Annotated in this window: 19 protein-coding genes and 1 other RNA gene; 10 read left to right on the forward strand and 10 right to left on the reverse strand. The window is 62.5% G+C overall.

Going from position 1 to position 21,521, the window contains the following annotated elements:
- Positions 1 to 76: 76 nt before the first annotated feature.
- Both NKI85_RS08420 and tsaA read right to left on the reverse strand, forming a co-directional pair.
- On the reverse strand, positions 77 to 388 hold the full coding sequence (locus NKI85_RS08420) for a DUF2293 domain-containing protein (RefSeq protein ID WP_352524237.1): 312 nt from the start codon (positions 386 to 388) through the stop codon (positions 77 to 79).
- A complete protein-coding gene (tsaA, locus tag NKI85_RS08425; RefSeq protein ID WP_352776557.1) occupies positions 388 to 906 on the reverse strand; it encodes a tRNA (N6-threonylcarbamoyladenosine(37)-N6)-methyltransferase TrmO in 519 nt (172 codons plus the stop codon). The genes NKI85_RS08420 and tsaA overlap by 1 nt, the downstream gene beginning before the upstream one ends.
- Before the next feature lie 142 nt (positions 907 to 1,048).
- On the opposite strand from tsaA, the gene NKI85_RS08430 reads away from it, so the two are divergent.
- On the forward strand, positions 1,049 to 2,071 hold the full coding sequence (locus NKI85_RS08430; protein WP_352524240.1) for an ArsR/SmtB family transcription factor: 1,023 nt from the start codon (positions 1,049 to 1,051) through the stop codon (positions 2,069 to 2,071).
- Entirely contained in the window at positions 2,071 to 2,988 is a 918-nt protein-coding gene (metF, locus tag NKI85_RS08435) for a methylenetetrahydrofolate reductase [NAD(P)H] (RefSeq protein WP_352524242.1), read from the forward strand. The genes NKI85_RS08430 and metF overlap by 1 nt, the downstream gene beginning before the upstream one ends.
- A gap of 453 nt (positions 2,989 to 3,441) precedes the next feature.
- Here metF and NKI85_RS08440 read toward each other — a convergent pair whose 3' ends face one another.
- The gene (locus NKI85_RS08440; RefSeq protein ID WP_352776558.1) at positions 3,442 to 4,362 is read right to left on the reverse strand and encodes a DMT family transporter; all 921 of its coding nucleotides are present in this window, start codon (positions 4,360 to 4,362) and stop codon (positions 3,442 to 3,444) included.
- A 224-nt stretch (positions 4,363 to 4,586) separates the two neighbouring features.
- Here NKI85_RS08440 and NKI85_RS08445 point away from each other — a divergent pair, with 224 nt between their 5' ends.
- Positions 4,587 to 5,807 (forward strand): alanine racemase, encoded by a 1,221-nt coding sequence (locus NKI85_RS08445; protein ID WP_352524246.1) that lies wholly within the window; start codon positions 4,587 to 4,589, stop codon positions 5,805 to 5,807.
- Positions 5,808 to 6,006: 199 nt separating this feature from the next.
- Here the strand turns inward: NKI85_RS08445 and NKI85_RS08450 are convergent, their stop codons facing one another.
- The gene (locus NKI85_RS08450) at positions 6,007 to 6,738 is read right to left on the reverse strand and encodes an SDR family oxidoreductase (RefSeq protein WP_352776559.1); all 732 of its coding nucleotides are present in this window, start codon (positions 6,736 to 6,738) and stop codon (positions 6,007 to 6,009) included.
- A 123-nt stretch (positions 6,739 to 6,861) separates the two neighbouring features.
- Here NKI85_RS08450 and NKI85_RS08455 point away from each other — a divergent pair, with 123 nt between their 5' ends.
- On the forward strand, positions 6,862 to 7,755 hold the full coding sequence (locus NKI85_RS08455; RefSeq protein ID WP_352776560.1) for a LysR family transcriptional regulator: 894 nt from the start codon (positions 6,862 to 6,864) through the stop codon (positions 7,753 to 7,755).
- 12 nt (positions 7,756 to 7,767) lie between these two features.
- Here the strand turns inward: NKI85_RS08455 and NKI85_RS08460 are convergent, their stop codons facing one another.
- From NKI85_RS08460 to NKI85_RS08470, 3 genes are all read right to left on the reverse strand, one after another.
- The gene (locus NKI85_RS08460) at positions 7,768 to 8,151 is read right to left on the reverse strand and encodes a hypothetical protein (RefSeq protein ID WP_352776561.1); all 384 of its coding nucleotides are present in this window, start codon (positions 8,149 to 8,151) and stop codon (positions 7,768 to 7,770) included.
- Positions 8,152 to 8,205: 54 nt separating this feature from the next.
- Positions 8,206 to 9,378: a lytic murein transglycosylase gene (locus NKI85_RS08465; protein WP_352524250.1), complete on the reverse strand. Its 1,173-nt coding sequence runs from the start codon at positions 9,376 to 9,378 to the stop codon at positions 8,206 to 8,208.
- A gap of 80 nt (positions 9,379 to 9,458) precedes the next feature.
- On the reverse strand, positions 9,459 to 10,253 hold the full coding sequence (locus tag NKI85_RS08470; RefSeq protein ID WP_352776562.1) for a glycoside hydrolase family 25 protein: 795 nt from the start codon (positions 10,251 to 10,253) through the stop codon (positions 9,459 to 9,461).
- Positions 10,254 to 10,574: 321 nt separating this feature from the next.
- Between NKI85_RS08470 and NKI85_RS08475 the strand changes: the two genes are divergently transcribed.
- Complete coding sequence (locus tag NKI85_RS08475) at positions 10,575 to 11,954, forward strand: serine hydrolase domain-containing protein (protein WP_352776563.1); 1,380 nt, start codon at positions 10,575 to 10,577, stop codon at positions 11,952 to 11,954.
- Positions 11,955 to 11,997: 43 nt separating this feature from the next.
- Here the strand turns inward: NKI85_RS08475 and NKI85_RS08480 are convergent, their stop codons facing one another.
- From NKI85_RS08480 to NKI85_RS08490, 3 genes are read right to left on the reverse strand one after another with little or no spacing between them, the layout of a single operon-like run.
- On the reverse strand, positions 11,998 to 12,663 hold the full coding sequence (locus tag NKI85_RS08480; RefSeq protein ID WP_352524253.1) for a class I SAM-dependent methyltransferase: 666 nt from the start codon (positions 12,661 to 12,663) through the stop codon (positions 11,998 to 12,000).
- Positions 12,660 to 13,958 (reverse strand): BtaA family protein, encoded by a 1,299-nt coding sequence (locus NKI85_RS08485; protein ID WP_352524254.1) that lies wholly within the window; start codon positions 13,956 to 13,958, stop codon positions 12,660 to 12,662. Before NKI85_RS08485 ends, NKI85_RS08480 begins: the two co-directional genes overlap by 4 nt.
- A gap of 21 nt (positions 13,959 to 13,979) precedes the next feature.
- A complete protein-coding gene (locus tag NKI85_RS08490) occupies positions 13,980 to 17,849 on the reverse strand; it encodes a hydantoinase B/oxoprolinase family protein (protein WP_352776564.1) in 3,870 nt (1,289 codons plus the stop codon).
- A 177-nt stretch (positions 17,850 to 18,026) separates the two neighbouring features.
- Between NKI85_RS08490 and NKI85_RS08495 the strand changes: the two genes are divergently transcribed.
- From NKI85_RS08495 to rnpB, 5 genes are all read left to right on the forward strand, one after another.
- On the forward strand, positions 18,027 to 18,233 hold the full coding sequence (locus tag NKI85_RS08495) for a hypothetical protein (protein WP_254819002.1): 207 nt from the start codon (positions 18,027 to 18,029) through the stop codon (positions 18,231 to 18,233).
- A 322-nt stretch (positions 18,234 to 18,555) separates the two neighbouring features.
- A complete protein-coding gene (locus tag NKI85_RS08500; protein WP_352453144.1) occupies positions 18,556 to 19,275 on the forward strand; it encodes a TerB family tellurite resistance protein in 720 nt (239 codons plus the stop codon).
- Positions 19,272 to 20,039 carry an N-acetylmuramoyl-L-alanine amidase gene (locus NKI85_RS08505; protein ID WP_352776565.1) on the forward strand — a complete coding sequence of 256 codons (768 nt, stop codon included), beginning with the start codon at positions 19,272 to 19,274 and terminating at the stop codon, positions 20,037 to 20,039. The genes NKI85_RS08500 and NKI85_RS08505 overlap by 4 nt, the downstream gene beginning before the upstream one ends.
- Before the next feature lie 185 nt (positions 20,040 to 20,224).
- A complete protein-coding gene (locus NKI85_RS08510; RefSeq protein ID WP_352524259.1) occupies positions 20,225 to 20,974 on the forward strand; it encodes a lytic transglycosylase domain-containing protein in 750 nt (249 codons plus the stop codon).
- 60 nt (positions 20,975 to 21,034) lie between these two features.
- Positions 21,035 to 21,432: RNase P RNA component class A (gene rnpB, locus NKI85_RS08515), an RNA gene on the forward strand.
- The last annotated feature ends 89 nt before the right edge of the window (positions 21,433 to 21,521 follow it).

A 21,521-nucleotide genomic window follows, 5' to 3' on the forward strand; every position in this document is an offset into this window, starting at 1 on the left:
CTGCATCCGGGTAGAACAGCACGGCCGGCCGGACAAGACACAGGCCGGACTTGCCGGATAGGCCATTGCTAGCCTGTCACTCCTCGTCCTCATCATCGAGCAGACGGGTGGCGCGCCAGCGGGTCAGCACATTGTTGGTCTGTTCGATGACGAAGAAGCGCGCGGAATCGCGGTCATAGCCTTCGGCCAGCAGCTTTTCGTAGTCGGTGTGCATATGGCGGATATGGGCGATGGTCGCCAGCCACACGGCAATCGTCGGCGGCAGCGTCTTCATATGCACGGCGCCGGCATCGGCACGGATCTTTTCCATGTCGGCATAGGGCGCCAGCGGCAGAAGCGCTGTCAGCGCCTTGGCGATGGCGCGGCGGCGGCCGGTCGGCGCGCTCATCACTCGACCCGTCCTGGCTCGTCCCGCCCGGCCATGGTTGCCTCGGCAAAGGCATCGGTCGAGGCGAAATAAGGCTTGAGGTCAATGACCGGCGTGCCGTCGAGCACGTCGATGGCGTCGAGATCGATGCGGCCGGTATCGATGTCGAGGGCGACGAGCTTTGCGACATGCAGTCCGATCGGGTTCGGCCGGGCAGGGGAGCGCAGCGAAAAAACGCCTTTCGGCTCGGTGGCATGGCGGGGTTTCTGCACAATCAGTTGCCGCGGTGCATGGTGCAGCCAGGACAGGATGATCACGTGGCTGGCGCGTTCCAAGTCAAGCAGGCCATCACGATAAAGCGGGTCGATCGTGAGAGCCGCCGGCCGTCCCGTCTCCCGCGCGGCTTTCATGTTCTTGGGGCAAGTTTCCCGCGTCGTCCACGGCGAGGCGATGCGGCCGATGAAGACGACATGGCCATCCGGCGGCATCGTTGCCGGGTCGGTCTTCAGAAGCTTTTCGCCGCTACGCGTTTCGAACATGGTTCTCGCCCCGATCATGCTTCCGGCTTTGCGCGATCCGCCACGCATGCGTCATTTTCTTGTCCGGAAGCGACATAGCGCTTGCAAGGCTATCAAAATCGACATAAACATATGTTTATATCTTTTCAAAGAGAATGCTCGCATGCATGTCGCTCTCGACACGATGGTAGATACATTGAAGGCGGCGGCCGAATCCAGCCGGCTGCGCATATTGGCGCTGCTGTCGCGCGGCGATCTTACCGTTTCCGATCTCACCGAAATCCTCGGCCAGTCGCAGCCGCGCGTCTCGCGGCATTTGAAATTGCTGCTGGAGGCCGGGCTGATCGGCCGCTATCAGGAGGGGTCGTGGGCCTTCTTCCGGCTTTCGGATTCCGACGCGTCGCGCGATTTCGTACTCAGGCTGGTCTCCGGCATCCGCGGCGCCGATCCGCAGGTCGAGCGTGATCTCGAACGGCTGGCCGCGGTCAAGCGCAAGCGGCAGGACCGGGCTGCCGAATATTTCTCGGTAAACGCCGCAAGCTGGGACCATATCCGGTCGCTGCATGTGCCGGACCGCGCCGTCGAAGCAGCACTCGTCAAGCTCGTCGGCAAGCGACCGTTCCAGTCGATGCTCGATCTCGGCACCGGCACCGGACGGCTGCTCGAGATCTTTTCGCCGCTCTATCGGCGCGGTGTCGGCATCGACATGTCGCGCGAAATGCTGACGGTGGCGCGCGCCAATCTCGACAAGGCCGGCGTTTCGAATGCGCAGGTGCGGCAGGGCGATATTTTCGCGCCGCCGGTCGAGCGCGACGCCTTCGATCTCGTCACCATCCACCAAGTGCTGCATTATCTCGACGATCCAGCTCGCGCCATTCGCGAGGCGGCGCGGCTGTTGCGCCCGGCCGGCCGGCTGGTGATCGTCGATTTCGCGCCGCACACGCTGGAGTTTTTACGCGACGAGCACGCGCATATGCGCCTCGGCTTTTCCGACCGGCAAATTGCCGACTGGTTTTCCGAAGCCGGCCTCGACCTCGAGGACAGCCAGGAATTCGAGCCGCGCGGCGGCAACGAGGCCAAGCTCACCGTAAAACTCTGGCTCGGCCGCGATCGACGCATGCTGATCGCCGAGCCTTCCAACGACAGACAACCGGCCACTGCGTATCCGATAGGGGAAACCGCCTGATGAACCAGTTCCGCTTCTCCCGCCGCCCCGACATTGGCGACAAGGTCAGGGTTTCATTCGAGTTCTTTCCGCCGAAGAACGACGAGATGGAGGCAAGGCTGTGGGACACAGTCACCCGGCTGGAGCCGCTCAAGCCGAAATTCGTTTCGGTCACTTATGGTGCCGGTGGTTCGACCCGCGAGCGCACGGCCCGCACCGTCAAGCGCATCCTCAACGAAACGACACTGACGCCGGCGGCGCATATGACTTGTGTCGACGCGGCGCGTCACGAGGTCGACGCGGTGATCCGGGAATTCGCCGATATGGGCGTCAAGCGTTTCGTCGCGCTGCGCGGCGATCCGGCCGAGGGCGTCGGCGCGGCCTACCGGCCGCATCCGGACGGCTATGCCAATGGCGCCGAGCTGGTTGATGCGCTGAAGGGCGCCGGCGATTTCGACATATCGGTCTCGGCCTACCCGGAAAAGCATCCGGAAAGCCCGGATTTCGCAACCGACTTCGACATGCTGAAGCGCAAGGCCGACAATGGCGCGACGCGGGCGATCACCCAGTTCTTCTTCGACAACGATCTCTATGAGCGCTATGTCGAACGGGCACGGCGGGCCGGCATCTATATACCGATCGTACCGGGCATATTGCCGGTGCACAACTTCACCCAGGTCGCCAACTTCTCGGCGCGTTGCGGCGCTTTGGTGCCGGCATGGCTGGCCGAGCGCTTCGATGGGCTGCAGAACGACCCGCAAACGCATGCGCTGGTGGCGTCGGCCGTGGCCGCCGAGCAGGTGCTCGACCTTGTCGAGCGTGGCGTTGGCGATTTCCACTTCTATACGATGAACCGGGCCGATCTGGTCTTTGCCATCTGCCACATGATCGGCATCAGATCGCACGAAGTCGAGGCAGCGGGATCTGCCGCGGCCTAGGGGCAGGCGAGTCCTCTGAAATGCAAAAGGTTGGGGAAATGCAAAAGGCCGGGCAAAATGCCCGGCCTTTTCAATGGTTTGTAATATTCGGTGCTGGTCTTCCGCCGCTCAGCGGCCTTATGGAAGGACGCCCATAATGAGGGCGCCGATGAATGCAAACGCAGCACAAATCATCAAAGCGTTGATTGGCCTCGTCAGTCCCATGTCATAGCCTCCTCTTAAGAGCTATGGCGAGAGTCTAGGGTCATTTGTGCCACAGGCAAGCAGAAACTTTGCTGCAATGCGACGAAATTGTGGAATTTTCGACCTGCTGTTTGCCGTTAGGTATTGAAACTCTTGGTCAAAAGCCGGCCTTGGACCTGTGAATAATTTGTGGCGAAGCCGTGGCATGGCAGCGCTACCCAGCCCCGAATTGGAATCGCTTTTCGGGGCGACGCAATCAGGCGCGGCGTTCTAGCGTCGGCCGAACAGGCGCCCATCAATGGTGACGAGGCCGAACGCGATCAGCGCCATGCCGCCGAGTTCGAACAGTTCGAGCCGCTCGCCCAGGAACAGGAAGCCGAGCAGGATGGCACTGGCCGGCACGATGAGCGTGACCAGCGAGGCGTTGGTGGCGCCGGCCGAGGCGACGAGGTTGAAATACAGGATATAGGCGAAGGCGGTCGACAGCAGCGCCAGCGCCAGCACCGCCGCCCATACCGGCGGCGAAGCCGAAAACAGATTGGCAGCGTCATAGGTGAACAGAACGACCGGGATCATGATGATGGTCGAGCAGGTCAATTGTCCGGCGGCAATGACCGGTGACGGCACACCCTTGAAGCGGCGGGCAATCATCAGGGCAACCGCATAGGATACCGACGCTCCGATCAGCGCGAATTTCGCCCAGACCGGCCCGCCGAGCCCGGCAATCAGCCCGGGACCGATCATCACCGCGGTGCCGGCTATGCCGAGCGCGATGCCGGCAAGCTTGTTCCAGGACAGTTTTTCGTCACTGGTCAGCGCGTTGGCGAGGATCAGCGTCCAGAACGGCGTGGTCGAATTAAGCACCGAGGCGACACCGGCGCCAAGCTCGGTCTGGCCGGCAAAGATCAGCGAGAAAGGGATGACGTTGTTGGCGAGCGCCAGCAGGAACAACAGGCCGGCATGCGGCAAGGCGAGGCGAAAGGACGGGCCGTGAACCGCAAGATAGAGCTGCAACGCGATCGCCGCGATGGTGACGCGAAACAGCACCAGCACCAGCGGAGGAAGTTCCGATACCGCAATACGGGCAAAGAAGAACGAACCGCCCCAGATGGCGCCGAGCAGCAGAAGCTGCGCCCAGTCTTTGAGTACCATCGGGCCGCGTGCCGTGGCGGTGGTGGCAGTTATCGCCATTGGTCGTCCTCCCAGACGAGATGCCTTGCTCTTCAGGCATCTGTTCACGCATACCCGGTCCGGCGGCAAGGGCCACCCGAAACCTGAGCGATGGCCGAGCTCTCTCGTAACCGGCGTACAGAACCGGCGTAGCGCCGCGAAGCCAGGGCTGCGAGACATAGAATTGTTTTCATTAGCCGCTAGCTTGGATTAATTGTGCGCAGCCTCAGTCAAGGGATTCGTCCATGCAGCGATTCGAAAATGCCCGCGAGGCAGCGCTGGCACTTCGCCCGGACGATCCGGTCTACTGCTTCCGGCCGCAGGTGCTGAAGGCGGACGCCAAACAGTTCATGGGCATGTTTCCCGGCAAGACCGCTTATGCGGTCAAGACAAATGGCGAGCACATCGTGCTCAACGCCCTGGTCGAGGCCGGGGTCACTGCCTTCGACGTGGCCTCGCCCGGCGAATTCGCCGCCGTGCGTGCCGTCTCGCCGGACGCCGAGATGCTCTACATGCACCCCGTGAAGGCGCAGTCGGACATCAGGCTGGCGCTGGAAAAATACGCCATCCGCGTCATTTCGCTCGACCATGAGGACGAGATCACCAAGCTGACCAGGGTGGTGCGGGCGCTCGACATCGATCCGGGCGCCATCACCGTGTTCGTGCGCATCCAGACGAAGGGATCGGCGGCGTACGAGCTGTCGAAGAAGTTCGGCGCCGGACCGGCCAATGCGGTCGAACTGGCCGAGCGGCTGAACCGGACGGGCTACAAGGTCGGGCTGTGCTTCCATGTCGGCAGCCAGATCGAGGATCCCGACACCTATGAGCGGGCGCTGGCCTCCGCCGACTGGGTGCGCAACCGCGTCGGCTTCGACATTGCCGGGCTGGATGTCGGCGGCGGGTTTCCGGCCGAATACGGCCATGATCCGAACAGCCGCAAGCCGGAAATGCCGTCGCTCGGTCAGATCATGTCGCGGCTATCGGGCGACCTTAGGGAATACCAGTTCGACCAGATGCCGCTGGTGGCCGAGCCCGGCCGGGTGATCGTGGCGCGCTGCCTGTCGCTGATCGTGCGCGTGCTGCTGCGCAAGGGCAAAAGGCTCTACATCAATGACGGCATCTGGGCGTCGCTGTCGGATTCATGGACCGGCAAGATCACGCTGCCGGCACGCTTCATCCCCGATCCGGCGATCCGCTCGCGCAATGGCGTGGAGAAGACCATCGTGCCGTTCAAGGTCTGCGGCGCGACTTGCGATTCCGTCGACATATTGTCGCGGCCGTTCTGGTTGCCGGAAACTGTCGATACCGGCGACTGGATCGAGATCGGCCATATCGGCGCCTATTCGCTGTCGCTCAGGACACGGTTCAACGGGTTCTATCCCGACACCTTCGTCGAGGTGGCGACGCCGTTCGACGAAGGCGATGCGCCGCAGGGGTTTGCCAGCCTGGAGACCATGGCGGATTAGTTAATGGTGGAGTAGTGAATAGTGAATAGTGAATAGTGAATAGTGAATAGTGAATAGTGAATAGAAGTAGTTCTTGCGTTCCGTCCGGCTTCGGTGAATTGTCACCATTCACCATTCACCATTCACCATTCACCATTCACCATTCACCATTCACCATTCACCATTCACCATTCACCATTCACCATTCACCATTCACCATTCAGGCCACGCCGCCGCCGGCCTGGATATTCTCGCCGGTCAGCCAGCGCGCCTCGTCGGAGGCGAGGAAAACCGCGACATCGGCGACGTCGCGCGGTGCTCCGATCCTGCCGAAGGGCGACATGCCGGCGGCGATCGCGCGGTCCCGCTCGGGCAGTAGGTCGGTGTCGGTGAAGCCTGGTGAAAGCGCATTGACGGTAACGGCGCGCGGGCCAAGTTCGCGCGGGAGGACGCGAACGAACTGCTCGACGGCTCCCTTGCTGCCGAGATAAAGCGCCGTCTGCGTGAAAAACATTCTGGTTCCGCCGGTGGAGACAGCGATGATGCGGCCACCGTCACGCACGCGGCGCGCCGCTTCCTGAAGCGTGAAGAAGGTGCCTTTGGCATTGGCGCCGAAGACATGATCGAAGTCCGCCTCGGTGGCCTCGACGAGCGGCTTTATGACGGCGACGCCGACATTGGCGACGACGATGTCGATCGCCCCCACCTGCCTTTCGCTTTCATCGAACAGCCTGCGAATGTCGGGGATGCTGGAGACATCCGCCTGGACGGCGACGGCTTTTCCGCCATTCCCTTCAATGGAGGCAACCACTTCCCAGGCGGCTTTCTCGTTGCCGACATAGTTGACGACCACGGCCGCACCCTTGGCCGCGAGCCCCTCCGCGATGGCGCGTCCGATGCCGCGCGAACTGCCGGTCACAAGTGCGGTTTTGCCCTCAAGTGGACGATGCATGGCTGTTCCTTCCGTCTGGCTGCGGCCGCCTCGATCGAGCGGCGTTCCAGGGAAAGCTAAGGACATGCTATTGCTCAGAGAATAGCCTATTATCTAACTGACTTGTTAAGTCTGGGATACATAATGCGAGGAACCGAGTTTTCCGAACTCAGGGCATTTGCAACAATCGTCGAAGAGGGCAGCTTTGTCCGCGCCGCGGCCAAGCTCAGGATTTCGCCTCCGGCGCTCAGCCAGACGATACGCGGGCTGGAAGAGCGTCTCGGTGTCCGCTTGCTCAACCGCACCACGCGCAGCATGTCGCCGACTGCTGAGGGCGAGAAGCTATTTGCCCGCATCGCACCGGCGTTCAGCGAACTGGAAGGGGCTGTTGCGGACGCTCATGCATCCCGCGGTCGGCCGGCAGGCTCGCTGCGCATCAATGTTCCGCGCATCGCCGCCACGCGTTTCATCGCGCCGATCCTCGGCGATTTCCGCCGCGCCTATCCCGACATCGCCCTCACGATCATCGTTGAAGACATGCTCACCGACATCGTCGAGGGCCGCTTCGATGCCGGAATCAGATTGGGCGAGCGGCTGCACAAGGACATGGTAGCGGTGAAGCTCAGCGAGGAGCTCGAGATGGCCGCAGTGGCCGCGCCGAGCTATCTGGAGCATCACCCGATACCCCGTCACCCCGCGGACCTGCATCAGCACCAGTGCATCAATTTCCAGTGGCCGAGCGGCGGCAATCTCTACCGCTGGGAGTTCGCCCGGGGCCAACGTGCCTTGGAAGTGGCTGTCAGCGGCGGCCTGACGGTCAATGATACGGAACTGATGATCGGGGCGGTTCTGGATGGGGTCGGCGTGGCGTACATGCTGGAATACCAGGTCCGGCCGTGGATCGAAGCGGGAAAGCTAATTCGCTTTCTCGAAGCCTGGTCGCCGAGATTTCCGGGTTTTTATCTATACCACGCGAGTTCCCGGCAGGTTCCGGCCCCGCTGCGAGCCTTTATCGATTTCCTGCTTGCCAGGCGGTGATGTGATGCGGATCTACCACCCGATCATCTTTACGAAACCGTCGAATTTCTCGATTCCAAGCGGGGCAGGGTAACGCCTGACGAATTCAGCCGGTTTGAAAGGGTTTGATAAATAGTTGAATTCCCAAGTGTCGCGGGAAGCTTGATAGTCAATTCGCAGGTTGTCCCGATTGAATTCGATCGGATTGTTGACGCTGACAACTAGCGTATGCATCGACGTAAATGCGTAGAATCTGTTCGCCGCATAAGCAGACCGGATGTGGCGAATGAGATCGACCATCGGTTGTTGGTCGAAGGCGTCTTTGGTGAGTGAGACGTAGAAAGCCTCTATGCCACCCCACGGTCGCGGCGAGGTAAGGCTGGGCGTGTAGGTATTCTTTGGGTCGTAGAGGCTCATACCTGACTTCCACATGCTTGCTGCCAACAAGCTGCAGAAGTCATACTTGCAATTTTACAGCTTCGCCAGCAGCTCCGGAGTCGGCCAGCCGTCGACCGGCAGTCCCAGACGCATCTGCTCCTTGCGGATGGCTTCGCGGGTGTTGGTGCCCAGGATGCCGTCGACGGTACCGACATCATAGCCTTTCGCTTCGAGCTTGGTCTGTAGCGCCTTCATCTGGTCGCCGTCGAGGCCGGGTTCGGGGTTGCGCGGATCGAATCGCGGCGCCCCCCCCAGCCGGGCGGCAAGATTTGCCGCGGTCAGGGCATAGGTGAAGGACTGGTTCCATTCGAGATACACGTCGAAATTGTCGTAGGTCAGGAAGGCTGGCCCCTTGCGACCCATGGGCAGCGCCAGGCCGGCCTTCAGGCCGTTGTCGAGAAGCGGCGTGCCGTCTGGCCTAGTAACGCCCCACTGGGTCCATTGCGTCAACGGCAGCTTGTTGGTGCGCCCCGTCTGCTCCCACGGCAAGTCGTCGGGCACACGGACTTCCTCGATCCAGGGCTGATCGCGCTTCCAGCCGCGCGACTGGATCTTGCTGGCCGTGCTCATGATCACATCAGGCGCGCTGCCGCGCAGGTCGACCAGACCGTCGCCGTCGCCGTCGACGCCGTGACCGAGATAGTCGGAAGGCAACATCTGCGTCTGGCCAATCTCGCCGGCCCAGGCACCGGTCACATCGGCCGGCACGACGCCGCGATCGATCAAGGTCAGCAGCGGGAGGATCTGCGGCCGGAACAGCTGGGGGCGGCGGCAGTCATGCGAGAGCGTCACCAGCGCGTTCAGTGTATGAAAATCGCCTTGCACGGCGCCAAAATCGGTTTCCAGAGCCCAGAAGGCGGCAATGACCGGCGCCTGCACGCCGAATTCGCGATCGGCGCGGGCAAAGATCTCGGCATATTTTTGCAGATTGGCCGCACCTTGCTTCAGCCGATGGGACGAGATCATGCGGTTCGAGAATTCGATGAAGGTCTGGGTGAAGACACCCTGGGCGCGGTCGCGTGCCAACGCCTTTTCATCGAGGGTGGCGCTTTCCAGCGCATCGAGGCCGGCAGTGCCGACGCCGGCCGCCCGGGCCTCCGCCGCCACGCCCTGCTTCCATGCCTCGAAATCGCCGCCACATTGCTGTGCCGTGGCCGGCGAGGCGGTCAGGAGCAGCGCCGCGAGAGTTCCAAAGCGCAATCGCATCGCCATCCTTCCGAGAAGATTACCGGCGGTTGCAGGCATTCGTCATTGGCCGTGTCGAAAAGCAGGCGGCAGGCCCGGTGTCAACGGGTGTTCTGCCGCAACCACTTCTTCCAGGCGGCTTCGGTGCCGTTGAAGATGTTGATGTCGGCGTTTCCGGCCATGCCCGGCACGACACCCGTTCCGGTATACTGCCAGAAGGTGAAGGGATGGCTGCCGTATCTCTGGCGCGGGTGCCCGGCGACGGAGCGCAGCCAGTAGGGGTAGCCGCGGAAACCCGACAAACCATTATCTTCGAAGAAGTCGACCGACGTGTAGATGATCGGCTTCTTGCCATAGTGTTTTTCAACGATTTCGAGGAATGTGCTCATCTCGCTGCGCACCGTGGCGGCATCGGGCCGCAGCTTGCAGGTCGGCGATTTCGGGTTCCATTCCATGTCGAGGACCGGCGGCATCGCCGAGCCGTCTTTGGGGACGTTCTGGATGAACCAGCGCGCCTGGGTCGCGGCGGGCGTACAAAAATAGAAGAAATGATAGGCGGCGCGGGGAATCCCCGAGGCTTTCGTGCGGCTCCAATGCTCGTTGAAAGCTTCATCGAACCGGTCTCCGCCTTCGGTTGCCTTGATGAAGGCGAAAGAGATGCCGCTGGCCCTGGCCGCCGGCCAGTCGATCGAGGTCTGGTATTTGGAGACGTCCGTGCCGTGGACGGCATAGTTCCACGGTGTGCCGCTGTGCCATTCATGCGGGTCGGAGTCGGCGAAACGGGGGGCGCGTACCGCAACCGTAGGGGCGCTGGACGACAGCGATGGCGTCAGATCCTCGACCGTCGAGCAGGCGCCAAGCAGCGTCAGCGTGATGAGGACCGCGAAACGGCGCATCGCTACTTCCTGAGCCGGTTTCAGCCGGCCGCTGATGGGTCTTTCTGCGGGTGGCCCCTCGACCGGGTGCGGCGCGTTTGAAACCGACTTACGCCACGCACCTGGATCTTCGTTTCATGCATTCCCAAAACCGCTGTGCAGTTTGGGACGCATGCATTCAAGCCCCGCCGGACGGTCACCCCACAGGATCGCCCGGTTCTCTCTCGTGATCGCCGATCATGGTTGATATTCGGTTGACGACGCTCGACAAGAGCCGCGATTTTGCCGAAACAATGGCGGCAAATCGATGACATAGATCGAGCGCTCAGGGGGAGTTCGAAAATGCAGATCCTTCTGAAGTTCGTCAAATGGCTGCTGGGCCTGGCTGTGCTGGCCGCCGCGACACTCGCCGGCTGGCTGTATTTCGCGCCGCCGGAACTGATCCGCGTCGGTTCCGGCTATTCGGCCAAGATCGTCTGTTCGAACGTCTTCATCGCAAGACGAGACGCCGACGACGTGCTCGCCGTCGATGTGCAGGCGCCGGGTCATCCGCTGCTGAAGCTGATGAGAGTGTCGGTGGACAAGGAGAAGGGAACGGTTTCGGCGGGTCTGTTCGGCGTGCTCGGCAAGAGTGTCGCGGTCGTCCGCGACGGGCTCGGCTGCGCCTCGGTTCCCGACGGCGATATTGCCGCCGCCAAGCACATCGCGGGAGCTGCACCGACGCCGGCGCCGCTGCCGGATGCGATCTGGCCGGAGGGCGACAAGGTCGATGTCTCGCAGGATCCCGAGGTCACGGCAATCCTCGACGATCCGGCGTTGACCGGCGCCGGCATGCGTGCGGTGGTGGTGGTCAAGAACGGCCGCATCGTCGCAGAGCGCTATGGCGACGGCTTTTCCGAAAAGACGCCGCTATTGGGCTGGTCGATGACCAAGACGGTGAATGCGGCGATCGTCGGCACGCTGGTGAAGGACGGCAAATTGGCGATGACCAACCAGGGCCTGTTCGGACCCTGGCAAGCAGATGGCCGCGCCGTGATCAGCCTCGCCGACATGATGGCGATGTCGAGCGCGCTGGAATTCAACGAGGATTATGGCGACGTCGCCGATGTGACGCGGATGCTCTATCTCGAACCGGACATGGCGGGCTTTGCCGAATCCAAGCCGCTGACCGGCGAGGTCGGCAAGGTGTTTTCCTATTCGAGCGGCACCGCGGTGATGCTGTCAAGGCTTTGGCAGGACGCGATCGGCGACAAGGACAAGGCACTGGCCTGGCCGACGACCGCGCTGTTCGATCCGCTCGGCATGCGCAGCGCAGTCATGGAGGCCGACGCGCACGGCACCTTCGTCGGCTCGTCCTATCTCTACGCCACGGCACGCGACTGGGCGCGCTTCGGCCAGTTCCTGCTGCAGGGCGGCGTCTGGAACGGCAAGGATATCCTGCCCGCCGGCTTCGTCGACTGGATGCGGGAACCAGCAACTGCCTCGAAAATCTATGGCAAGGGGCAGCTGTGGATCGAAGGGCCGGGGGATGAGGAAAGCCCCGGCGCCGGCGTTGCCGCGGGTCTGCCCAAGGACACCTACTGGATGGAGGGGCATGACGGGCAAACGGTCGCCATCGTCCCCTCGGAGCAACTGGTCGTGGTGCGGCTCGGCCTGACGCCGGCCAGGCTCGGCTACCGGCCGCAGGCGATGGTAGCGGCGCTGGTCAAGGTGCTGCACTGAGGGGCGCTGCACCGAGGGTGCCGCATCTCAAACAGGTCCCACGCTATTTGCGGGGGCCGACCACAGCGAGCCACGCATAGCCGCGATAAAGCGTTTGGAAACGGAGGCTTGCACGGGTTCTTGCAGATTCCGAATCCAGAACCGCACGCAGCGATTCACGCGGCTCGACATGGAATTTCCTCAACCAGCCGCGCAGCAGCGCGCGGAACCAGCCGGGCAGGGTTTCCTGCTGGCCGAAATCGACGACGTGCAGCGAGCCGCCAGGTGACAGGGCTGCAACTGCTGCAGACACCGTCTTCTCCCAACCGGGGATCATCGACAACGAATAGGACACGAATATCCGGTCGAAATTCTCGACGCCGAACAGCGCTTTGGCGTCGAAATCAGTGGCGTCGCCGCGCGCCAGCATGACGCGGCCGGAGAGGCCTTCGCGGGCAAGGGCGAAAGCGGCCGTCTCCAGCATCTCGGCCGAAATATCCAAGCCGAAGAAGCGCGCGCCGGGATAGCGGCGGGCGGCGAGGATGATGTTGCGACCGGTGCCGCAGCCAAGCTCGAGCACCGTGCCGCCGGCCGGCACATCCAGCCCGGCGATAAGCCGGTCGCGGCCGAGCAAGTAGTATTTGCGGGTCAGGTCGTAGATATGACGCTGCCAGCGGTAGACGCCGTCCATCAGCTCGGCATGGCTGGCCGGCACCTCGGTCGTGCTCATGCGCCCTGCTTCACATAGAGATGGAAGCCGCCATAGATGGCCGAGCGGTCGCGGGCCGAAAACTCGCGCGAGGCGTCGTTCTCGTAGCGCCACTGGTCGAGCAGCGAATTCGAGACGCGGCCGGGCAGCAGGCTGGGTTCAGCGGCGGTGCGGAAGATGACGCGGGCACCAGTGGAGGCGGTTCGGGTGATCTCGGCCCACAACCCGTTAAGCTGGTCGTCAGTCATCCAGTCCTGTGCGTCGAGCAGCACGAAGCGGTCCACCGAACCGGCATCCTTGCCGGCAAGGAACTCGACCAGATTGGCGTGGTGGACGGCGACGCGGTCGACATTGTTGCGGATCGTCTTGTAGTTGCGCTTTTCGAGATAGGCGGGCAGGGCGGCCTCGCCCGGATTGGGATAGCGGCGGGCGAAGGCCTGCCAAGCGAAGTAGTTGCTCTTCAGCGGAAAATCGCAGGCGAGCTTTTCCAGCCGGGCTTTTAGAACGCTGGCCATGGTGCCGTCACCCGAGGTGATCAGCGAATCGTACTGGGCAGGCGGAATGCCGAGGCCGAACAGCGAGGCTTTTCGCGAGGTCGCCCATTTCAGCAGCGGCTTTTCGAAGACCGGCGCCAATTCCTCCTCGAAGAAGCGGCGCTGATCGGCGATGGTTTTGGCATTCATGATGCCGGCCGGATCAACGCCGAAGAACTTGGCGGTGCGGTGGCCCATGGCGATGAACAGGCCGAGCAGGCCGGTCTGGTAGAAATTGCGGTCGAAGACAGCGATGCGGCGACGGCCGCGCCAGTTGCGGCGCTCCCAATAATGACGGCTGACCGGGTCGAGATGCGGTGCGATGAAGCGGTCGTAGGCTTGCGAATTGTGCCGGGTCTCAGTCGCTCCGAAGAAACGGAACAGGTCGCCCTGCGACGGCAGGTGACGCACCGCTTCGAGCTTCATGCGGTTCAGCGCGATATGGGCAGCGTTGAGGTCGACGGCGTCGATCCTTCCCGGCGAGCGGGTGAGATAGGCAAGAATGTTGCAGCCGCCCGACGCGATGGTGACGATGCGGTGGCCCTTGCCGAGCTGCATCGCATCCATGTCGACCTCGGGGTCTTCCCATATCTGCGGATAGACGAGCCCGGAGAACAGAAAGGCAAAGAGCCGTTCGGAAAGGCCGGCCTTCGACAGCGGGCGGTTCTGGTAGACGGCTTTGCCAACTTCCTTGCCGCGGCGAAAAACCAATTCCCCAGAAATGTCCGTCATGGCAAGGCGAATCCCCGTTTGCTTTGCCGCAAGCGGGTAGCGCAGGGTCATGACAGGCCGGTGACAGGCTCTTTATGCCTTGCCAAATCCGCCCGGGGTGGGCGTCGTCACGATGACGGCGTCGCCGGCGTCGAGAACCGTCTGGTCGCAAGCTTTCAGCGCCTCGATCGCGCCATCCTTGCGGCGGACCTTGGTCGAACCGGCCTCGCCGTCGCCGCCTCCGTCCAGTCCCTGCGGCGGGCGGTTGCGATGCGAAGACAGGATCGCGCATTCCATCTTTTCGAGGAAGCGGATGGTGCGCTTGGTGCCGTCGCCGGCGCTCCATTTGCCTTTGCCGCCGGAGCCTTCGCGGATATGGAAATCCTCGAGCAATACCGGGAAACGCAGTTCCAGCACTTCCGGATCGGTGAGGCGCGAATTGGTCATATGGGTGTGGACGCCGGAGGTGCCGGCAAAACCACGGCCATTGTTCATCCGGCCGGCCGGCGAGCCCGAGCAGATCGTCTCGTAATACTGGTACTGCTTGTTGCCGAAGGTGAGATTGTTCATCGTGCCTTGCGCATTGGCCATCGCCCCCATCGCGCCGAACAGCGCGTTGGTGACGTGCTGCGAAGTCTCGACATTACCGGCGACGACTGCCGCGGGATAGACGGGCTTCAGCATTGAGCCGTCGGGGACGATGATGTTGATCGGCCGCAGACATCCGGCATTCATCGGGATGTTGTCTTCGACCATGACGCGGAAGGCATAAAGCACCGCGGCACGGGCGACCGGCTCGGGGGCGTTGAAATTGTTCTTCATGACCGGCGACGTGCCGGTGAAGTCGACGGTGGCTTCGCGCTTCTGCCGGTCGATAGTGATTTTTACCTTGATCACCTGGCCGGTGTCGGTCGGATATTCGTATTCGGAACGGTCGGGCAGCCGCTCCAGCACGCGGCGCACGCTTTCGGCGGCGTTGTCCTGAACATGCCCCATATAGGCTTCGACCACGTCGAGGCCGAAATGCGCGACCATCTTGCGCAGCTCGGCGACGCCCTTTTCGTTGGCGGCGATCTGCGCCTTGAGGTCGGCGATGTTCTGGTGCGGATTGCGTGCCGGGTAGGGGTGGTCGGTGAGCAGCGTTTCCAGTTCCTTTTCGCGGAACCGGCCGCGATCGACAATGCGGAAATTGTCGAACAGCACGCCTTCCTCGTCGACGGTGGTGGCGAGCGGCGTCATCGAGCCGGGCGCCGTGCCGCCGATGTCGGCATGGTGGCCGCGCGAGGCGACGTAGAAGAGGATCTCCTCCCCCCTTGAGGGGGAGGTGCCGCCGAAGGCGGCGGTGGGGGTCTCCTCAGAAGGCACCGCCGGAACGTCGAGCACTGCCCCAGCGACCCCACCCGGCCGCTCCGCGGCCACCCTCCCCTCAAGGGGGAGGGAAAACACCGGCGTTACCACTGTGATATCAGGCAGATGCGTGCCGCCATTGTAAGGGGCATTCAGCGCAAAGACGTCGCCGGGGTGAATATCGCCGGAGTTCAGCCGGATGATGGTTTCCACCGAGCGGTCCATGGAACCGAGATGCACCGGCATGTGCGGCGCGTTGGCGACCAGCGCGCCATTCCGATCGAAAACGGCACAGGAGAAATCGAGCCGCTCCTTGATGTTGACCGAGTAGGCGGTGTTCTGCAGCGTCACGCCCATCTGCTCGGCGATCGACATGAACAGGTTGTTGAAAACCTCCAGCATCACCGGATCGGCTTCGGTGCCGAGTGCAGCCTGCCGGCGCTTTTTCTCGATGCGGCGCATCAGTACGTGGTTCTTGGCGGTGATCTCGGCCTGCCAGCCCGGCTCGACGACGATGGTCTGGTTCGGCTCGATGATCAAAGCGGGGCCGACGGTCTTGTTACCGGGCTTCAGCGTTTGACGAGGGAAGATGCCGGCATCGCGCCATGCGCCATCGACGAAGATTTTCCGAGTCCCGGAAGGACTTGCGGCCACGTCTTCAACAACTGAATCGCTTTCGTCGCGGCCGGTGCCGCCGGTATCGGTGCCTTCTATGCCGACCGATTCGACGATCATCGGCTTGTCGTCATAGACGAAACCGAACTGCGCCTTGTGCGCTGTTTCAAAGTCCGCCTTGGCCTGTGCGATCGAACCGTGCTCGAAATTCACGGGCAGTGCTGTATCGGTGCCGTCATAGCGGATCTGCAGCACCGGCTTCGCGGCGACCGCGTCTTCGGTGATGCCTTGCGCGGCGAGTTCGTCGATGACGGCTTTGCGCAGCGTTGCGATGATCTCATCGATCGTCGCCCTGGAGTCGTCCACCAGCGGCTTCAGCAGCGCCTGCTGACGTGACGCAAACACTGAGGACAGGCCGATGCCATAGGCCGAAAGCAGGCCGGAGAAGGGATGGATCATCACCGCCTCCATGCCGAGCGCATCGGCGACCAGGCAAGCATGCTGGCCGCCGGCGCCGCCGAAACAGTTCAGGAGGTATTCGGTGACGTCGTAGCCGCGCTGCACGGAAATCTTCTTGATGGCATTGGCCATGTTTTCGACGGCGATGGTGACGAACCCTTCGGCAACGGCTTCCGCTGGGCGGCCGTCGCCGATTTCGGCGGCAAGTGCGGTGAATTTTTCGCGAACCGTCTGCACGTCGAGCGGTTCGTCCTGGCCCGGTCCAAAAATGGCCGGGAAGAACTCGGGCTGCAGTTTGCCCAGCATGACGTTGGCGTCGGTGACGGCCAGCGGACCGCCGCGCCGGTAGGCGGCCGGGCCGGGATTGGCGCCGGCCGAATCCGGCCCGGCGCGAAAGCGGCCGGCCTCGTAATGCAGGATCGAGCCGCCGCCGGCGGCGACCGTATGGATGCGCATCATCGGCGCGCGGATACGCACGCCGGCGACCTCGGTGTCGAAGGTGCGCTCGTAATCGCCATCATAGTGGGCGACATCGGTCGAAGTACCGCCCATATCGAAGCCGATGACCTTGCCGAAACCGGCGAGCTTTGCGGTCTCGACCATGCCGACGACGCCGCCGGCCGGCCCGGACAACAGCGCATCCTTACCCTGGAACATATCGGCGGCGGTGAGGCCGCCCGACGACATCATGAACATGAGGCGGGGTGTTTCCCTCCCCCTTGAGGGGAGGGTGGCGGCGAAGCCGCCGGGTGGCGTCGGATCGACCGGATTCGACGTTGTGGCGGTCCCTTCTGAGATGACCCCCTCTGTCGGCTTCGCCGACATCTCCCCCTCGAGGGGGGAGAAAACGCCGAGCTCTCGACCAACCCTTTGCACATACCTTGCCAGGATCGGCGACAGATAGGCGTCGACCACCGTGGTGTCGCCGCGGCCGACCAGCTTGATCAGCGGCGAAACCTTGTGACTGACCGAGACCTGCGAAAACCCGAGTTTTCTGCAGACCTTCGCAACTGCTCTTTCGTGATCGGGATGTTTCCAGGCATGCATGAAGACGATCGCGACCGCATCGATGCCGTCAGCCTTGGCCTGTTTGATGGCCAGGCGCACGGAAGCGACGTCGAGCAGGCGTTCGACACAGCCGTCGGCGCGCACGCGCTCATCGACTTCGATGACACGCTCGTAGAGCTGTTCGGGAAGGATGATCTGCTTGGCAAAGATATCGGGCCTGGCTTGATAGGCAATCCGCAGCGCGTCGCGAAAGCCTTTGGTGATGAGCAGCAGCACCCGGTCGCCCTTGCGCTCGAGGAGCGCATTGGTGGCGACCGTGGTGCCCATTTTGACATCGCCGATCAGAGCGGAGGGGATTGGAGCGCCGGGCTGGACGCCGAGCAGTTCGCGAATGCCTTGGATGGCGGCGTCGGCATAGGCTTCCGGATTTTCCGAAAGGAGTTTCCTTGGATGCAGTCCGCCTTCCGGGCCTCGACCGATGACGTCGGTGAAGGTGCCGCCGCGGTCGATCCAGAAATCCCATTTTGCGGTCATGGCAGCGCCTCCGGCATTTTCATCCATGCATCCTGTTAGTGCTCAACGCGTTGTCCGGCAACGGCCAAGCGCTTGATGTTACATGCGGAAACGCAACGTTACGAAACTCATCATGGCCTGATGCATTGTGTCCTGGACCGTCGCCGGTAACGGAGGCGTGATTAGAGGAGAGATATCATGAAGAAACTCATTCTTGCGTCGGTTTCGGCGCTTGCCTTGCTTGGCGTTGCAGCCTGCAGCGACAGCGGCACCGATACCACCACGACGCAGAGCACCAACCCGCCGGCATCCGACCAGACGATGAAGCCGGCTGCTCCTGACGCAAACAAGCCTGCCGAGCCGGCTCCGGCACCTGCTCCTGCGCCGGCTGCCCCGGCGCAGTAGTCAATCTCACAAACCAGGAAAGGCCGGCCTCACACGCCGGCCTTTCTTTTGCTTACGAGACCCGCGCCTTGCGGCCGAGCGCGACGACGCTGGTAACCGCAACGCGAAAAGTACTGCCTCGCCCCCTCACATGCCGCCGAAATGACGATACCAAGGCGAATCGCCGGGCTCATCGTTTGCGCGCCGCAACTGCCGTTTGCGGATTTTCCATGGGTGAGCACTAGCGCCAGCCGCCTCAGGCATTCCGCCAAATCGATTGGGCCAGCCCCTGCGGCACTGTCTTGGCTTGATAGCGATGGGCGGTTGGCCCTATGAAGCCGTCATGTCGATTTGGGACCGCCTCGGCGACTTCGTCACACGCGTTTCATCTTCAGCGTCGTCAGGCGTCGCCGAAGTGGTCGAAGCCGTGCGCACGGTTTTCTCCGGCGATGCCGACTTGCGCCGGCGCGTCGCCTTCTCGGTGGCGATGATCGCGCTGTCGGCCAAGATGGCCAAGGCCGACGGCATCGTCACGCAAGACGAGGTGCGCGCCTTCCAGGAAATATTCGAGGTGCCGAAGGAACAGAGGCGCAATGTGGCGCGGCTCTACGATTTGGCCAAGCGCGACATTGCCGGCTTCGAGACCTATGCCGAGCGGATGGCACAGCTTTGCGGTTCGGGCCATTCGAATTGCCTGATGCTGGAGGACATACTCGACGGGCTGTTCCACATCGCCAAGGCCGACGGGCTGGTGCATGAGCGCGAGGGCCAATTCCTGCATCGCATCGCCGAGATCTTCCGCATCGACGAGGCGCATTACCAGAGCATCCTGGCGCGGCATGTCGATCTGGGTGCCGCCGATCCTTATGTTGTGCTCGGCATCGAGCGTGGGAAGCCGTTCGAGGAGGTCCGCAGGCGTTACCGCAAGCTGGTCTCCGACAATCATCCGGACCGGCTGATCGCGCGCGGCCTGCCGCAGGAATTCATCAAGATCGCGACGACCAGGCTGGCGGCGATCAACGCGGCCTATGAGATGATCGAGCGAGGCCTGCGGCACGCATGAGCGGCTTCCTGCCCGACGAGCCGAGCGCCGAGGTCAGGGTATCGCCGAATTTCGGACCACGGCGCGGGACGCTCAGACCCGACATGATCGTGCTGCACTACACCGGCATGGCGACCGGCGCCGGTGCCGAGGCATGGTTGTGCGATCCGGCAAGTGAGGTGTCGTCGCATTACCTGGTCCATGAGGACGGCCGCATCGTTCAGATGGTAAGGGAAAGCGACCGTGCCTGGCATGCCGGCAAGAGTTCGTGGTTCCGGCTGAGCGACGTCAACTCCTGTTCGATCGGCATCGAGATCGTCAATCCAGGGCATACGCTCGGCTATCGCAACTTTCCAAAACGGCAGATCGGCGCGGTGATCGGCCTGTGCGCCGGCATCATCGAGCGCCATTCCATTCCAGCAAAGCGGGTGCTCGCCCATTCCGACGTGGCACCGGGGCGCAAGGTCGATCCGGGCGAGAAATTTCCATGGAAAGCCTTGTTTGCCGCCGGTGTCGGCCATGTTGTGCCGGCAGCACCGATCCGGCGCGGCGCCGTGCTGAAGCCAGGCGATACCGGCGCCGAGGTCGAGGCGCTGCAGTCGATGCTGGTACTCTATGGTTATGGCGTCGAGATCACCGGCGCCTTCGACCGGCAGACCGAAATCGTGGTTGCGGCATTTCAACGGCATTTCCGGCAGCGCTTGGTCGATGGCGTGGCTGACGGATCGACGATCCGCACACTGGAAAGGCTGCTCGCTTCCGTAAGGATAGCTTCTCCCAAATAGTCTTTCCCAAGCTTAAAAGTTACAATCTGTTACTCAAAGTGACTTGCCTCGCCTTCTTTGACGCCAATTCGGTCGTCAAAGGCGATCCGTACAGATTGTCGGACCTCTATCCCCCAAGATGTTCCGATGTTGATTGAGGGTATCTGCGCGAAGTTCTTTGTGCAGATCAAACAGAACAGGATCACATGCAGAAATTGACCGTTTTAACGGCAGCCATTGCTGCCGGCGTAATGACTTTTGCCTTCAGTGCGGCGAACAGCGCGCCGCTGAGCCAGCGGGCCGATCAGGGCTTCAGTGCCGCAGCCGGCAAAACCGCCATGCCGAAAGCCACCCGTGGTGCAAAAGTGGAGAAGACCGCCACCGCAAAAGTGGAAAAAGCGGCCGCGATAAAGACGAAAAAGCCAGCCGCTGCGAAAAAGCCAGCCGCTGCAAGAAAGACAATCTCCAAACAGCATGTGAAGCGTAACCGCAAACGCATCGACCACATGGCAACGGCATCGGTCGGCCCGAAGAGCAGGGCGGCGCCCAAGGCGGCGGTCGTCGGCGGCAGCGGACAGTATTCGGCGATCATTGCGCGTTATGCAGTCAGCTATGGCGTGCCGGTGTCGCTCGCCAATGCCGTCATCAAGATCGAGAGCAATTACCAGCCGAACCAGGTCGGCAGCGCCGGCGAGATCGGCCTGATGCAGATCAAGCCGGCGACGGCGCGGATGATGGGCTACAGCGGTTCGGTTCAGGGTCTCTACGATCCCGACACCAACATCAAATACGGCATGAAGTACCTCGCCATGGCGCGGGATCTCGGCGGCGGCACGACCTGCGGCACGATCCTGAAATACAATGCCGGCCATGGCGCCACACGGATGAACCCGGTGTCCGCAGCCTATTGCGGCAAGGTCAAGGTGCAGCTGGCAGCACTTGGAGCGCCCGCCTGACGGGCGATAAACTTGCTTTTTCGTTTGCGTTTTCCGGCCTGAACCCCTTTATACGCCTTGCCAGCTGGCCGGGCGGCCGCACCCGCGAAGCCGAAAGGCTGCGGGTGAGGAAAGTCCGGGCTCCATGGAGACACGGTGCCGGTTAATGGCCGGCGGGGGCGACCCCAGGGAAAGTGCCACAGAAAGCAAACCGCCACGATCTCTCGTGGCAAGGGTGAAAGGGTGGGGTAAGAGCCCACCGCGCGACTGGCAACAGGAGCGGCACGGTAAACCCCACCGGGAGCAAGACCGAATAGGGACGGTGCGAGGGGCAACCCTCGAGGGCTGTTTCCGGCTCACCGTCCGGGTAGGTTGCGTGAGGCGCATGGCAACATGCGCCCAAGATGAATGGCCGCCACGTTCTCGCCCCGCAAGGGGCGAGGGCCATACAGAACCCGGCTTACAGGCCAGCTGGCAGTTTCCCCGATAAAAGCAAGTCGTCTGAAATCAGCAGGTTGCGCCCTTCGGGCGCAGCTGTTGTTTCACTTTCGACCCGGCAATCGAGTGT

Origin of the sequence: Mesorhizobium sp. M0571 (assembly GCF_040320985.1) — a bacterium.
Lineage (GTDB): Bacteria > Pseudomonadota > Alphaproteobacteria > Rhizobiales > Rhizobiaceae > Mesorhizobium.

Coding starts and splice junctions, on each gene's coding strand:
- NKI85_RS08420 (WP_352524237.1), bottom strand. CDS start 388: ATGAGCGCGCCGACCGGCCGCCGCCGCGCCATCGCCAAGGCGCTGACA.
- tsaA (WP_352776557.1), bottom strand. CDS start 906: ATGTTCGAAACGCGTAGCGGCGAAAAGCTTCTGAAGACCGACCCGGCA.
- NKI85_RS08430 (WP_352524240.1), top strand. CDS start 1,049: ATGCATGTCGCTCTCGACACGATGGTAGATACATTGAAGGCGGCGGCC.
- metF (WP_352524242.1), top strand. CDS start 2,071: ATGAACCAGTTCCGCTTCTCCCGCCGCCCCGACATTGGCGACAAGGTC.
- NKI85_RS08440 (WP_352776558.1), bottom strand. CDS start 4,362: ATGGCGATAACTGCCACCACCGCCACGGCACGCGGCCCGATGGTACTC.
- NKI85_RS08445 (WP_352524246.1), top strand. CDS start 4,587: ATGCAGCGATTCGAAAATGCCCGCGAGGCAGCGCTGGCACTTCGCCCG.
- NKI85_RS08450 (WP_352776559.1), bottom strand. CDS start 6,738: ATGCATCGTCCACTTGAGGGCAAAACCGCACTTGTGACCGGCAGTTCG.
- NKI85_RS08455 (WP_352776560.1), top strand. CDS start 6,862: ATGCGAGGAACCGAGTTTTCCGAACTCAGGGCATTTGCAACAATCGTC.
- NKI85_RS08460 (WP_352776561.1), bottom strand. CDS start 8,151: ATGAGCCTCTACGACCCAAAGAATACCTACACGCCCAGCCTTACCTCG.
- NKI85_RS08465 (WP_352524250.1), bottom strand. CDS start 9,378: ATGCGATTGCGCTTTGGAACTCTCGCGGCGCTGCTCCTGACCGCCTCG.
- NKI85_RS08470 (WP_352776562.1), bottom strand. CDS start 10,253: ATGCGCCGTTTCGCGGTCCTCATCACGCTGACGCTGCTTGGCGCCTGC.
- NKI85_RS08475 (WP_352776563.1), top strand. CDS start 10,575: ATGCAGATCCTTCTGAAGTTCGTCAAATGGCTGCTGGGCCTGGCTGTG.
- NKI85_RS08480 (WP_352524253.1), bottom strand. CDS start 12,663: ATGAGCACGACCGAGGTGCCGGCCAGCCATGCCGAGCTGATGGACGGC.
- NKI85_RS08485 (WP_352524254.1), bottom strand. CDS start 13,958: ATGACCCTGCGCTACCCGCTTGCGGCAAAGCAAACGGGGATTCGCCTT.
- NKI85_RS08490 (WP_352776564.1), bottom strand. CDS start 17,849: ATGACCGCAAAATGGGATTTCTGGATCGACCGCGGCGGCACCTTCACC.
- NKI85_RS08495 (WP_254819002.1), top strand. CDS start 18,027: ATGAAGAAACTCATTCTTGCGTCGGTTTCGGCGCTTGCCTTGCTTGGC.
- NKI85_RS08500 (WP_352453144.1), top strand. CDS start 18,556: ATGTCGATTTGGGACCGCCTCGGCGACTTCGTCACACGCGTTTCATCT.
- NKI85_RS08505 (WP_352776565.1), top strand. CDS start 19,272: ATGAGCGGCTTCCTGCCCGACGAGCCGAGCGCCGAGGTCAGGGTATCG.
- NKI85_RS08510 (WP_352524259.1), top strand. CDS start 20,225: ATGCAGAAATTGACCGTTTTAACGGCAGCCATTGCTGCCGGCGTAATG.